The sequence below is a fragment of the Affinundibacterium danionis genome, from assembly GCF_042432465.1.
GTDB lineage: Bacteria > Pseudomonadota > Gammaproteobacteria > Burkholderiales > Burkholderiaceae_D > Undibacterium > Undibacterium danionis.
The window spans coordinates 130561-144154 of record NZ_JBHLXJ010000016.1 but is presented as its reverse complement, the minus strand read 5'-3'; the positions used below and the strand labels follow the sequence as shown (position 1 = coordinate 144154).

Below are 13594 nucleotides of genomic sequence, written 5' to 3'. Positions count from 1 at the left end.
GTGCTATCCATCGAGGCGATTCATCCGCCATTGGCAGGGATAGGTCGCTATGCTTGGGAGTTAGCGACGCGGTTACCGCTACAGCAAGAAATTGAATCGGTTCGATATCTATCAGATGGTCAATGGCGTGATTTACCAAACACCAATTTGGTTGAGCCAGCATCGCCTAATGTTGAACTTGTAAGCAATACGGACAAGACAGTATTGAATTTCAAAGGACGCATGCGCAAGCGTCTCGAACAATTCCCACATAAACTAAGACGTAGGATCGGGCAAGTGCCGCTATTTGCGCGCGCTTATGGCAAAATCATGCCATTGTTAGCAAGTAATAATCTTGACGGTGTTAAAAATGCTGTATTTCATGGACCAAATTATTTTGTCCCTAAGACACATTTGCCAAGTGTCGTCACGATTCATGACCTTTCAATCTATCGTTATCCGCAGTGGCATCCCAAGGCTCGCATAGAGCGTATGCAAATGGCGATTCCAGAGGCGATTGAACGCGCAAGTTTAATTTTGGCGATTTCAGAGTCTACGCGTAAGGATATTATCGATCAATTTCAAATACCTGCTGAACGTGTACAAGTCACATTGCTCGGTGTTGATCAAAGTTATCATCCGCGAACCTCGACAGAATTAGCACCTGTGTTATCAAAGTTTGGCTTGAGCATGAATGCGTATAGCTTTTTTGTGTCAACCATAGAACCTCGCAAAAACTTAACGAATCTGATTGCCGCGTATCGTTTATTACCGATTGCAATGCGTCAACGATGGCCATTGGTCTTGGTCGGTGGTGGCGGCTGGCAAAGTGAAGATATCCATGCGGATATTCAGCGTGCGGTTGGCGAGGGCTGGCTGAAGTATCTTGGTTTTGTCGATCAGGCCGACTTGCCCGCCTTATATGCGGGCGCACGTTTGTTCACATATCCATCTTGGTATGAAGGTTTTGGTTTACCAATAGCCGAGGCAATGGCGAGTGGCGTGCCAGTACTGACCTCGAATTGCTCCTCCATGCCAGAGGTGGCAGCAGGTGCGGCTAGGCTAGTTGAGCCCGGTGATGTTGATTCGATTCGGGAAGGGTTAGCACAAGCATTAGATGATGACGCGTGGCGCGAGCTTGCGGTTCAGCGAGGTTTGCAACGTGCCACAGAACTTAGCTGGGATGCATGTGTTAGAAACACCGTCGCAGCTTATCAACGCGTCAGCAATAAGTGAGATAAAAATGAAAGTTCTGCATTTTTACCGTACTTATTATCCCGATAGTTTTGGTGGGGTTGAGCAAGTGATTCGGCAGTTGGTAACTGCTACCTCACAACTTGGTGTCCGTGCTGATGTTCTGACATTAACTCGAAATAAAAAACTAGATATCGAGTTCGAAGGGCAAAAAGTTTTTCGAGCACCGTTGGACTTCGAGATTGCTTCGACTGGATTTTCTTGGGCTGCATTGAAGAAGTTTAAGCGCTTAGCGGCGCAGGCAGACCTTGTCCATTACCATTTCCCATGGCCGTTCATGGATATCGCGCATTACGTTTGCGATATTAAAAAGCCCAGTGTCGTCACTTATCATTCGGATATCGTCAGGCAGAAGCAGCTTCTGAAAGTTTATCAGCCACTTAAAAATAAATTTCTGAAAAGTGTTGATCGGATTGTTGCCACATCCCCTAACTACATGGCAAGTAGTGAGACGCTGAACACGTATAAACATAAGACTGAAGTCATTACCTATGGCTTAGAACGAGCTATTTATCCCAAGGACGATGCTGCATTGTGCGCACAATGGCGTGCCAAGTTACCAGAAAAGTTTTTGTTATTTGTCGGGATGCTGCGCTATTACAAGGGTTTACATGTTTTGTTAGAAGCTGCCTATGGCACGGATATTCCCGTTGTTATACTGGGCGATGGGCCCGAAGAGCGCGCCTTGAAATCACAAGCGCAAGCATTAGGATTAAAACATGTGCATTTTCTAGGTGCCTTACCAGATGAAGATAAATCCGCATTGCTGACATTGTGCTACGGTCTGGTATTTCCATCGCATTTAAGATCAGAGGCTTTCGGCATTACTTTGCTTGAAGCAGCGATGTACGGCAAGCCTATGATCTCGTGCGAAATCGGCACCGGAACCTCCTACGTCAATGTAGACGGTGTAACCGGTTTGGTTGTGCCTCCAAGCAGTCCATTGGCTTTGCGCCAAGCGATGTTTGATTTGTATTCAAATCCACAGCAAGCGTTAGAATTTGGTAAGAACGCAGAGCAACGTTTTGAGTCTTTATTTACTGCACAAGTCATGGCGCGTAAATATGTTGAACTCTATCAAAACGTAGTTAATAAGCGCTAAGTAATTTCCTGTCTGCTTGTTAGAAAAAAGTGAAAGTTTGGTGCTTGCTGATTCTTATTGGCGAATGACCGTAAATTCGGTATCTAACCAACTGCTGCCGATAAATTGAGTTTTATCCGCATTGATCACGTCAAACACGAATAAATTGTCCTGCCATTCATAATTTTCATCGAGGTGAGATTCGCCACGAGTTAGTGCCGTAGTAACTGAGTATGATCCTGCGCCTAGCGTGCATACAAAGGGCAAGCGAAACACGAATTGTTGACAGCCTTGTAAATCAGTTTGTACTAATCCAGCGTGCCACGTATTGCTGCCCCAAATAATACTTCCCTGCTTATCGCGCAGCATGAATCCCAGGACCAATTGATCGATTGCTGAATTAATTTTGACTTCACAAACTAGTTCTACCGCTTGACCAACTTGCGCCACCGTGAGTTCTGCTCCACTAACTTGGTCTTGTAAATTGAGCCTCACTACTTCTGCACGTTTATTACCGGACTTTGTTTTTAGCCAGCCGTTCTCATCGCGATTTTGTAAAATATTGAGTTGCGCATTTTCTTTTTGTGCGACGAATGCATTGTAATAATCAACAACTTCATCTGGCCGCCCTTGTTTCAGAATTTGTCCTTGATCTAAAAGGATCACGTAATCACACAATGCTCGGACATCACTTAGACCATGTGTGACCAGAATAATAGAGGTGCCTTGCTCTTTAAATTGTTTAATTCGGTCAAAGCTACGATGCTGAAAATAGCTATCACCAACTGACAAAATTTCATCAACAATCAAGACATCTGGACGCACAGCAGTCGCCACAGCAAATGCTAGGCGCGCCTGCATACCGCTTGAATACACACGCAGGGGTTGGTCAAAGAAATCGCCAATTTCGGCAAAATTTTCTATGCCCTTCATCAGTTGTTCAAGCTCTTGTGCGCTATAGCCTAATAATCCTCCAGCCATATACGCATTTTGACGACCGGTAAATTCTGGATTAAAACCTAAACCCAATTCAAGCATCGCACTAATGCGTCCAACCACATGAATATGCCCAGTGCTAGGGCGCACCGTGCCAGTAATCATCTTTAATAAAGTGCTTTTACCTGCGCCATTTTGCCCAATGATTGCGATAGCTTGGCCAGGTGCCACATTGAAGGAGATATCTTTATTTGCCCAGTATTCTTGACTGGTTTTGACAGGTACACCGACCCAGCTGAGCAGGCGAGAAAATAAACTACGATACTTGGCGTAACATTTGCCAACACCGCTGACCTGTAAAACATAAGAAGGTAATTGCGTCATAATGCATCAACCAAATCAGGACTCGCACGACGGAAAATCCAGAATGAAAATATAAAAATACCGACAGCAATCATCGCGGGTACAAACAAATTTGACCAAGTTGGGAATTTTCCAAACAGTAGGGCATCTTGATAAATTTGGACAATCATCGCCATTGGGTTGAGTTCTAGAATTGGGGTAAATTGTTTGGGTAAGGTTTCTCTCGTGTATACCACTGGAGTGAGCCAAAACCACAATTGCAAGACGATCGTAATTACTTGACCGACATCGCGCGAAAATACATTTAATAAGCCGAGTAAGATGCCCAAACCAAATGCGAATAGCATGATGATTGCAATTCCCACGAGGACACTTAACCAAGCGAATGTTGGCATATGTCCGAGCAACAGGAATATGACAAAAATAGAACTCAGTAAGAGCAAATGATTTAACAGTGCACTACCACCGACAATTAAAGGCAAGCACAGTCGAGGAAAGGCGATCTTTTTTAAAGTATTCGAATAGTCGATAAACACGGTCGTGCAGCGAGTGACTATCTCCGCGAATAAACCCCAGGCAGCCGTTCCTGCCATCAAATAAATTGCATAAGCAGACTTACTGTCGACGTGCGGTAATTTCGCTGCAAGTATTTCTGATAAAACAATCGCAAAAATGGCCGCCTGCGCTAGTGGATTCAAAATCATCCATAATGCACCTAGCTTACTACGTGCAAAACGGCCAAGAAACTCTGCCTTGATTGAGGATTGAATGAAATGACGGAAGCGCCAGATCGAGAGAAGAAATGCTTTCAATTACGCCTACCTTTTTCTATGTACTTAGGCGTCAGCACGGCCGTAAATATCGCCGAAACGAACGATGTCATCTTCACCCAAATAAGTGCCTGATTGCACTTCGATCACTTCTAGATCGGTCGTGCCAAGATTCTCAAGTCTATGTTTTACACCCAAAGGAATAAAGGTTGACTCGTTTGGCTGCAAGGTCATGACTTCGTCACCGCGCGTTACTGTCGCCACACCAGACACAACGACCCAATGTTCTGCACGATGATTGTGTAATTGCATGGATAAACGACCACCAGGTTTGACCACAATGCGTTTCACTTGAAAATGTTCACCACTATCGACTGAGTCATAGTGACCCCAAGGACGGTAAACTTTTCTATGGTTATCTGTTTGTTTGTACTGGCCAGCCTTTAGACGTGTAATGACTTGTTTCATGCCAGAGGTATTGGCTTTATTGGTTACCAAAACCGCGTCGGGTGTTTCAATAATGATGGCATCTTCCATTCCAAGACAAACTAGCAAGCGACTATCTGCCATTGCTAGACAATTCTTTGAATTCTCCATCATCACATCACCACGTGCACAATTACCTTGAGCATCTTTTTCTGAGACTTCCCACACGGCATCCCACGCACCCACATCTGACCAGCCAACATCGAGCGGAATGACACAGGCTTGAATACCTAAATCGGTTGTTGCGTTCAGTTTTTCCATCACAGCATAGTCGATTGAATCTGACGGACAGGAAGAAAAATCTTCTTTCGCAATGCGTACAAAATCACAGTCTGATTTTGCATTGGTCATGGATTGTACACACACCGTATACATGCTTGGATTAAAGTGTTTGATCGCACGTAGCCAGATGCTTGCACGCATCATAAAAATGCCGCTGTTCCACAGGTATTGACCAGAATCGAGATACATCTGCGCTGTTGCTAGATCAGGTTTTTCGACAAAACGATCAATCGCGTAAATCGCATCATCTGCAATTGCTTCACCCATCTTGATATAACCATAGCCAGTTTCCGGGCGATGAGCTTTAATGCCAAAAGTAATAATCGCGCCATTTTTCGCTTGGTCCAGTCCAGACTCAACGGCGGTTTGAAAAGCAGTTTTATCCGCTATAACATGGTCTGCCGGCATCACCAATAAAATCGTATCGTCTTGTTGATTCACTGCGGCAATCGCGGCCAGCGTTAACGCCGGAGCCGTATTTTTGCCGACCGGTTCTAATAACAGCGTTTGATTTTCTAAACCGATATCTCGTAATTGCTCTGCGGTGATAAATCGATACTCTTCATTGCATAAAATAATCAAGCGCTGAGCAACGGTCAATGAACCACATACATCAGTTACACGACGTGCAGTTGCTTGCAGCATCGATTCGCCGCCATCAAGCGCGAGTAATTGCTTGGGATGCTTTTCACGAGAAAGCGGCCATAGACGTGTTCCTGATCCCCCAGACAAAATAACTGGCTGTAAATTCATTGCGTACTTTCGATATTTATTAATACTTTTTAATTTGTTCTTCGCGACCACTACTCGTGCGATCTTTTCATTGCGACTACTTTTAACGCTTTATTCAGTGTTTAATTTGGCGTTGATAAGGACGAACTTTTCTTGAACTTGCATCTATTTAGTCATGGCTTTAAGTTTGCTGATGATGCAAATTTGAAACTAAGCCAAAGCAAAGTCGATAGTATATATCGCTTGCCCACTAATTAAGTAGAATATCGGTATCAGTCTTATTACAAAACTATGCAGAATTTTATACAAATACGATATCGCTTTTCCCTACTTTTTAGATTAGCTTTTTCTTAGTTATGCGCCACATCAGAGATTAGAAATTCCTATTAGACTTGTATTTCGATAAATTGTTGTTGGCGCTCCGACTTAACGGAACGAACATGGTTGTGATTGCCGAAGTTGCTTGATTAGGCGTTGTGTGTGTATCGTTCTGGCCCAGTCTTGTAAATGATGATCGGTATCAAAAAAATGGTCAGCAGGGTACATAAAATCAAATGGTTTTCCAACATAAGGAATGTCCAAGCTACGCACTCGATCTGGTATGGATTCATAAAAACGTCGCTCGACGATGGAGTCTTTATAGGATTTGTGAAACAATAAAGCGGTTGGTACAGCGATTACGCATAGTTGATTTTGGCGTGCCCATTTAGAAAATTGACTCAATCTTTCCCATGCCCCGTTTTCTTGAAGTGCTCGTTCTCCATAGCGCCATGCTTTTTTGGGAGATGCGGCTATCGCTATCGCTGCGCGATCTTGTTCTTGTTGATGTTCGCGTCCAGAGAAGGTTTGATCACCCACGTTGTCGAGGTGATGTGTTCCGTACGTTCCCGAATTGACCGGTGAATCTATCGGTTGTCGTAAGCCCTGAATCCATCGCTCAGGTGCCATTCCCAAAATAAATTGCGTCTTTTGATACTGCGTGAGTGAATTCCAGTAGAGTGGATCTCGACCAATTACATAGTCGATGATTTGTGAATTGGCATCACCGTCATCAAGGTAAAGCGCGTACTCTAACGGTAAGATAATAATATCACCGCGTCGAGCCGCTTTTTTTGCCTGCGCGAGGATGTAATCCAAACCAAGTCCAGCGTTTACCGCTAGATTGATGGTTGGACGTTGCCAATAAGCGCTTAGTTGCTTTGAATCGATTCCGAACATCGCGTTCGAACCAGCGACGATCAATACCTTGGGAGTAGCGATTTGCTCCGCAGCTTTCAGCTTGAGTTGGTATGCATCAAACACCCAACGCGATGTCGGCGTTGCAGTTCCTAATTGCGATGTTAGTCCTTGAATCCATACGAGACTCAACGTCACTAAACAAGTAAAAAAACCAATCCAGAATTTCATCGCTTCATGTTGTAATAAGTTGACCAGAATTGTTGAGAGGATGATTCTTAAAAATTGAAATATAAAAACTCAGTGGCCGGTCGTACGGCAATCCATTTAATCGCGAACCAGAGACAGAGTCCACTTAGCGCACCGATGAGCAATTGGTAGCCTAAACTTGCTTTGAGTTGATACGTTTGATTGGGGGTTGGATCATAAGCTAATAAATTTGCTGTATTGGGTAAAAACATCACAGTAAAAATACCGCATGCGATCCAGTGCCAGCCAGTTTCTGGGCGTGTAGCGACAAATAATTCGCCGAGCTCAATCAGGTTTGTTGTGTTGATTATTGGTAGTGATGCAAAGCTAGAGCGATCAAACAGTGCTACATAAAAATGTAGCGCACTGGTGAGATCTGTAGCTCGGAATAAGACCCATGCCAAGCACACAAAAATAAAGGTGCAGCATATGAAAAACGGTTTTAATAGTGGAGGTGGATTGGGAAGCAATTTGCGCCAAGCGTGATTTGCCAGTAGCAACAATCCATGCAGCATTCCCCATAAAACGAAAGTCCACGCTGCGCCATGCCAGAGGCCAGCAAGTAACATTGTTAAGAACAGATTGCGATATTTAGCAAAATTTCCATGTCGATTGCCACCTAAGGGAATGTACAAATAATCGCGTAAGAAATTGGAGAGCGTCATGTGCCAACGCCGCCAAAATTCGATGATGGAATCGGCTTTATATGGAGATAAAAAATTGATTGGCAACTTAAAGCCAAATAGCAGTGCTAGTCCAATTGCCATATCGGAGTAGCCTGAAAAATCAAAGTAAAGTTGCAAGGAATAGGCGAACATTCCTTGCCATGCCTGTGTCATTGTTAACGCAGCTTCTGTCGAAAGTTGAAACGCGCTACTCGCAAATACTGCCAAGCTATCTGCTAACACGACCTTCTTAAATAAACCAATCGTAAAAAAAGCCATCCCAGCTGAAAACGCACGAGAATCAAGTAATAGCGGATTGTCTAATGTCGAAACTTGCGAGATCAAGGGGCGATGATGAACGATAGGCCCAGCGATCAGTTGCGGAAAAAATGAAACAAAAAATAGATAATCGAGTAAATCATGATTACGCACTTCGCCTTTGTAACAATCAACTAGATAAGCAATTTTTTGAAACGTCACAAACGAGATTGCAAGCGGTAACAAAATCGGTGGAAATGGTGCTGCTAAATCAAATAGACCATAAATATTCGAGGCAACAAAATGGGCATATTTAAAATAGAACAGAACCAGAAGATTGAACGCCAAACCAGCGATTAGCCACGACTTGGCGTCGCTGAATTGACTTTGCGTACGCGATGTCAGTATCTGTTGTGCTAGCCAGAAATTAACACTAATTGAGCCAAGTAGAACAAAAAGAAATGAGACTTTCCACGTGGCATAAAACACGAAGGAGGCCGATATTAAGCCCGCCAGTGCGACACGTATGCCACAAAGGCGTTTTAATAAAAACCAAGTGATCAGGGTGACTGGTAAAAACACCCCAAGAAAAATAAACGAGTTAAAGAGCATGGAATTGGATGGATCAACTTGGCTGTTTGAGTGCAAGCATCTTCAGCTCTTCAGGCTTTCTAATAATTAAACGATGTAAATCTTTTTCAACGATACCTTGTTGCACCAAATAAAGTAGTGCGCGTGTCACTGTTTCGCGACTAGTATTAATCATCATCGCGATGTCTTGGTGTGTTGGAAGATTTTCAATAACCGTTAAATTACCCGGTGCTACCGTCTTAAATAAATCGATAAAAGCATAGATTCGTCGTGAAGTGTTATTGATACTAAGTAATGCTCGAAATTCGGAGTCTCGCTGAATTTTTTCAGCTAGATGGCGTAACATTTTGTTTGCGACAGAGGGCGAGTTAGTAAACAGTTGCATTGAAATTGGCGCAGGTAAAAACGCTACAAGCACATTGCTTAGTGCGACTACCGAGGCTGAGCGAGTTGTTCCGTTAATTAGCGCGATCTCACCAAAAAAGTCACCTTCTTTTAATATGCGCAATCCAACTGCGCGGCCATCTTCTGTTACATCTACTACTTGTAGCTGACCTGATAATAGAAATAACAAATTGTCGCCTAATCCACCTTTCTGTAAAACGACCTCACGCTTATTAAAAGGTCGTACTCTAAAATTGGATTTAATGAGTTGCATGTCTTGTTCAGACAGATCTCGGAATAGTGGAATGTTGCGCAGACGAATTGAGAATGTCGCTGTTTTTAAGTGTATTTTTGCTTGTTTCGGAACGTCGACATTTAACAACTCTGGACGAGAGTCGTCCTTAGCCGCACGGGCTGTGTTGCTTAGCGCGATCGAAACTGCATTTTCAGAAGTCGTCATGTTGAAACTAAATTGTCATTGTTATGTGAACAAATATGGCTTACAAATAGCAAATCAAGGAGCCGATTCCTACGGTAACAATCCCCGCAGAGTTAGCCAAAATATCACGCCAACAAAATTGACGTCCTGGTATGAAATGCTGAATCCCTTCAATTGCAATCCCGATAACCAATAATCCAAATTGCCAAAGTAAAAGATCTTTAAAATCTTTGATAAAAGAAACAATGATTAAGCTTAGCCACGCATATGCCAGAAAATGTAAAAATTTGTCATTTGGCAGTGGTGGTAGCCAATGTGCTGGTAGCAAGCAGCCGATTACAACGATTCCCAAACTCAAGGAAAATACATATATCAACAATTCGGGATTAAGAAAATTGCTCATTGTTGCCACTGCCAACTCAATTGAATTTGTCGACTTGCAAAACTCAAGAAGGAAATATTTTCCCGATTAATAACACGGCGATACTCCAAATTTAAGGAACTATTCTCCGTAATCGGTAGGCCAACCATTGCGCGTAACATACTATTTTCTTGGTGCTTTTTTACCTCAATTAATCCATTCAAGTAAATTTTTTTACTTTGCCAATTGAGGTGTTGCAGACCTAACTCAACGAATACGTTCTTTTGGAATAATTGGACTGGTGTGGTAGCGCGCAAGAAACTATTGATTGACCAGCCATATCTATCGCCGCCAATGCGCATGTCGTTGCCTAAATCACTCATGATTGCCGCACTCGTACTTAGAAAATATTGATCAGTTTGCTTTGCCCCGATAAAACGGAGTTCGAATGTGCTACCATCAAAATTTCTAATCGTAGGATAAAGCATCCTAGATACAGAGGTAGCAATGCTATATTTCATCCAAGCATCCGGATTTTCTGGCAGCGTGAGCTTTAGCCGTGCTGACATTTGTTTCTGGTAGAGTGCATTGGCCAAATTCATCGCATTGATGCTCGCTGCAGGTGAAATAGTCCAGTTCCTGACACGAAATTGCCTCTCAAATCCAGCGGCTAAGCCTGCCGAGTTAAGATTGCTAATTTTGTCATATTGACGACTGCGTAACTGTAAAAAGAAAACACCCTCGTCATTATTGAATTCCCTTGATAAATCAAGTGAAGCGCTTGTGTAGTGATCTGGCTTGGGTAGATATTCTGGTAGTAATTGCAGATTGACCGGCGTGCCGAGATCATTGATTGTGAAAATCGAATTGCTAGCACCTTGATTGGCGTTTGTGTCATAGCCGCGTTCTATAACAAAGTTTGTCATGACATTAGGTGCTTTAACCGTGCACTCTGTTTTTCGATGAATATCGATGATCTCTAAGATTGCGGGTGGTGGTGAAAATCGATTTATCAGGACAATAAACAAGCGTTCCGCTTCTCGCTTATTGCCAAGCGTGCATTGCATAATCGCCAAATCAAGCAATGCACCAGCATGTTGCGGTTGATCCTCAATTAATTTTTCTAGAAGCAGCTTGGCATCAGCGTGCCGTTTTTCATTAATTGCTTTAAGCGCTTCCAAATATTGATCTGCCGCGCGCTGGTCTTTCGATGCGACATCATTGATGTCGTCCATCGAACGAGCATTGACTGCCAATGGCAAGAGGAAGCCGCAGCATAGACAAATCGAGATCCAAGTTTTAATCAAAGAAAAAGTAAAATTCATTCAGTTACTGCTACCGTATAAATTGCTGTGGCACGTTCTTTTCCCCGTAACATTTTTTCTCCGAGGGGTATAAATTGGTGCCCATTCGCTAAATCAACTGCCCCCTGGCCGATGATAATATCGTAAGGGAAATGACGCGCCGTATCCTCTAGGCGCGATGCTGTATTAACACTATCACCAACAGCAGTGTAAATACTCCGGAGTGAACTACCAAAATCACCGGCAATCGCTACGCCACTCTCAATTCCAATTCGTACTCGAATTGGAAGCAAGCCTTGTTCTTGTCTTTTTATGCTGAAAGCTTGTACATTTTTGGCCATCTGGATCGCAGCACTTATCGCCAAATCAGCATGCCCATCAATCGCTAAAGGTGCTCCCCAAAAAGCGACCAGACCATCTCCTGTATATTTATCTAATGTGCCTCCATAATTTAAAACCGGTAGCGTGAGACATTCAAGAAAGTCGCGTGTCAATTGTGCCGATTCGGTAATGGATAATTGGCTGACCTGTGTTGTATATGCTTCCATATCAGCAATTAAGGTCGTGATTGTAAGGGTTCTGGGCTTTAATGGGTCTTTTAAGTCGCTACGAAGTAATTCTTTAACTACCGATTGTGCGACATACTGCTCCAGCGTCCCTAGTAATCTGCGAGAGCGACGTTGTGAGCTTGACCAGCCAAACGGAATCGCAACCGATAGTAATAAAAAACAGCTAAATAATGGCGCGTTAGGCGAGAATATAGGATCGTGCAAGCTTACTTTTTGCGCAATCACAATCCAAGTGAGAGCCGCTGCTAACAATAAGGATGTGTTGAACAGTGCAGAATGTCGTGGGAATGCATAGGTCGTTAAAGTGGCTATGAATGTAGTGTATAAAATGGCAATCCATGCTCCTGACCAGCTTGGGACAACGATACCTTCTTGCATATCAAGCAACGTAGTTAACGCAGCTGCGTGAACCAAAAAACCATTTGTTGAGTAATACAGTGGTGTCGTAACTCGGTCGGAAAGGCTTAACGAAGATGACCCAATAATAATGAATTTGTCTTGTAGTGCTCCCGCAGCAAGCTCGCGCTTTAAAATGCGCGCCGCAGGAATCACCGAATATGCCTCTAGTGCTTTACTATAATTAACGCGGGAAAAACCATTTATATCAACCATGTTCATTGCATTGGTAATCACAGCCTTTTTATTTTGCGGCGAAGCACAGCAATCGAAGAGTGCCAGTGACAAAGTAGGAAAATAAAAGCCTTCAAAATGACTTACGGTGGGTAATCGACGTAATACCCCATCTTGATCTGGTACATAGCCAATATTTCCAGCATAGCCATTTTTGGCTAACAATGTGTGGTTACCAAGATATCCGGTTGCTTGTGCGACATGTGTCGTCGGAGTTGGAAACGAAGGGTGAAGCAGCTCACCAATACGTACAGGCCAAGGTCGATCCTTTGTGTAGTCTAAAGCTTGAGCGAGCACTACGGGGCCAAACTGTGCCAATCCGGCTAATCTTTGATCGCCTATTTCATCTTTGGGTTCGGAAAAAAAAATATCAAGTGCAACCGCCTTTGCTTGATATTCACCGAGTGACAACTCAATTAAATCAGCAACGCGATCGCGAGGCCATGGCCAAGCGCCCATTTCTTCGATACTAGATTCATCAATGTCGATCAAAACGATTCTAGTTTCAGCCGTTGTGTTGGCGCGCCATGACACGAAGCGATCCCTTGCCCATTCGTCGCCAAGAACTTTGACATTATGGATGGATGCATATTGAAGGATAACGCAGACAGCAACAGACGAAAAGGAAATGGAAAGCCATATCCAATTTGTCAGAAAGATCATCTTAAAATGAGAAAATCCAAATTGCTTCATGCAAGCCTAAAAAACGTCAATCAATACAGAGTCAGGTTATTTGATATAAGATCTGACTAATTACAGTAAGTGCAGCCTAAAAGAGCTTTAAAAAGAGCTTTGACGTAGTCGCTGTGCTAAATTGGCTTTTTGCATATCAGTATGGCCAATTGGAAAGCGACGAAGCTTTAAACTTGATATCTCCTGATAGCAAACCTGTTTTAGCAATGGAATTTCTCTCAACAATCTTTCATTGAACTTGCTTCTAGAGACCTTTAACTATTCGAGCTAATTTGAAACTGACATGTCAATCGTGAATATTTATTCCATGGAAGCACAATTCGCACGTCAAATTTATTCTAAATAAAGAGATCACACAACACGGGTTTTTATTGCAAGCAATCCCTAAAACG

At 43.2% G+C, this 13594-nt stretch carries 11 protein-coding genes; 2 read left to right on the top strand and 9 right to left on the bottom strand.

The features are described from left to right. The gene (locus ACFFJH_RS15270; RefSeq protein WP_390213917.1) at positions 1–1215 is read left to right on the top strand and encodes a glycosyltransferase family 4 protein; all 1215 of its coding nucleotides are present in this window, start codon (positions 1–3) and stop codon (positions 1213–1215) included. A gap of 7 nt (positions 1216–1222) precedes the next feature. Continuing rightward, on the top strand, positions 1223–2335 hold the full coding sequence (locus ACFFJH_RS15265; RefSeq protein WP_212685746.1) for a glycosyltransferase family 4 protein: 1113 nt from the start codon (positions 1223–1225) through the stop codon (positions 2333–2335). Positions 2336–2389: 54 nt separating this feature from the next. On the opposite strand, the gene ACFFJH_RS15260 is transcribed toward ACFFJH_RS15265, so the two are convergent. The 9 genes from ACFFJH_RS15260 to ACFFJH_RS15220 form a co-directional block, all read right to left on the bottom strand. After that, on the bottom strand, positions 2390–3634 hold the full coding sequence (locus tag ACFFJH_RS15260; RefSeq protein ID WP_390213793.1) for an ABC transporter ATP-binding protein: 1245 nt from the start codon (positions 3632–3634) through the stop codon (positions 2390–2392). Next, positions 3631–4425: an ABC transporter permease gene (locus ACFFJH_RS15255; RefSeq protein WP_390213792.1), complete on the bottom strand. Its 795-nt coding sequence runs from the start codon at positions 4423–4425 to the stop codon at positions 3631–3633. Before ACFFJH_RS15255 ends, ACFFJH_RS15260 begins: the two co-directional genes overlap by 4 nt. 24 nt (positions 4426–4449) lie before the next feature. Then, the gene (locus ACFFJH_RS15250; protein ID WP_390213791.1) at positions 4450–5904 is read right to left on the bottom strand and encodes a mannose-1-phosphate guanylyltransferase/mannose-6-phosphate isomerase; all 1455 of its coding nucleotides are present in this window, start codon (positions 5902–5904) and stop codon (positions 4450–4452) included. A 405-nt stretch (positions 5905–6309) separates the two neighbouring features. Continuing rightward, complete coding sequence (locus ACFFJH_RS15245; RefSeq protein ID WP_390213790.1) at positions 6310–7290, bottom strand: hypothetical protein; 981 nt, start codon at positions 7288–7290, stop codon at positions 6310–6312. Positions 7291–7337: 47 nt separating this feature from the next. Next, positions 7338–8879 (bottom strand): MBOAT family O-acyltransferase, encoded by a 1542-nt coding sequence (locus ACFFJH_RS15240; RefSeq protein WP_390213789.1) that lies wholly within the window; start codon positions 8877–8879, stop codon positions 7338–7340. Then, positions 8857–9480, bottom strand: a complete 624-nt coding sequence (locus tag ACFFJH_RS15235) for a Crp/Fnr family transcriptional regulator (protein ID WP_390213788.1) — start codon at positions 9478–9480, stop codon at positions 8857–8859. The genes ACFFJH_RS15240 and ACFFJH_RS15235 overlap by 23 nt, the downstream gene beginning before the upstream one ends. A 226-nt stretch (positions 9481–9706) precedes the next feature. Beyond that, a complete protein-coding gene (locus ACFFJH_RS15230; RefSeq protein WP_390213916.1) occupies positions 9707–10048 on the bottom strand; it encodes a VanZ family protein in 342 nt (113 codons plus the stop codon). Then, complete coding sequence (locus ACFFJH_RS15225) at positions 10045–11331, bottom strand: tetratricopeptide repeat protein (protein WP_390213786.1); 1287 nt, start codon at positions 11329–11331, stop codon at positions 10045–10047. Before ACFFJH_RS15225 ends, ACFFJH_RS15230 begins: the two co-directional genes overlap by 4 nt. Beyond that, a complete protein-coding gene (locus ACFFJH_RS15220) occupies positions 11328–13202 on the bottom strand; it encodes a CHASE2 domain-containing protein (protein ID WP_390213784.1) in 1875 nt (624 codons plus the stop codon). Before ACFFJH_RS15220 ends, ACFFJH_RS15225 begins: the two co-directional genes overlap by 4 nt. Positions 13203–13594: the final 392 nt, after the last annotated feature.

Coding starts and splice junctions, on each gene's coding strand:
- ACFFJH_RS15265 (WP_212685746.1), top strand. CDS start 1,223: ATGAAAGTTCTGCATTTTTACCGTACTTATTATCCCGATAGTTTTGGT.
- ACFFJH_RS15260 (WP_390213793.1), bottom strand. CDS start 3,634: ATGACGCAATTACCTTCTTATGTTTTACAGGTCAGCGGTGTTGGCAAA.
- ACFFJH_RS15250 (WP_390213791.1), bottom strand. CDS start 5,904: ATGAATTTACAGCCAGTTATTTTGTCTGGGGGATCAGGAACACGTCTA.
- ACFFJH_RS15245 (WP_390213790.1), bottom strand. CDS start 7,290: ATGAAATTCTGGATTGGTTTTTTTACTTGTTTAGTGACGTTGAGTCTC.
- ACFFJH_RS15235 (WP_390213788.1), bottom strand. CDS start 9,480: ATGCAACTCATTAAATCCAATTTTAGAGTACGACCTTTTAATAAGCGT.
- ACFFJH_RS15230 (WP_390213916.1), bottom strand. CDS start 10,048: ATGAGCAATTTTCTTAATCCCGAATTGTTGATATATGTATTTTCCTTG.
- ACFFJH_RS15225 (WP_390213786.1), bottom strand. CDS start 11,331: ATGAATTTTACTTTTTCTTTGATTAAAACTTGGATCTCGATTTGTCTA.
- ACFFJH_RS15220 (WP_390213784.1), bottom strand. CDS start 13,202: ATGAAGCAATTTGGATTTTCTCATTTTAAGATGATCTTTCTGACAAAT.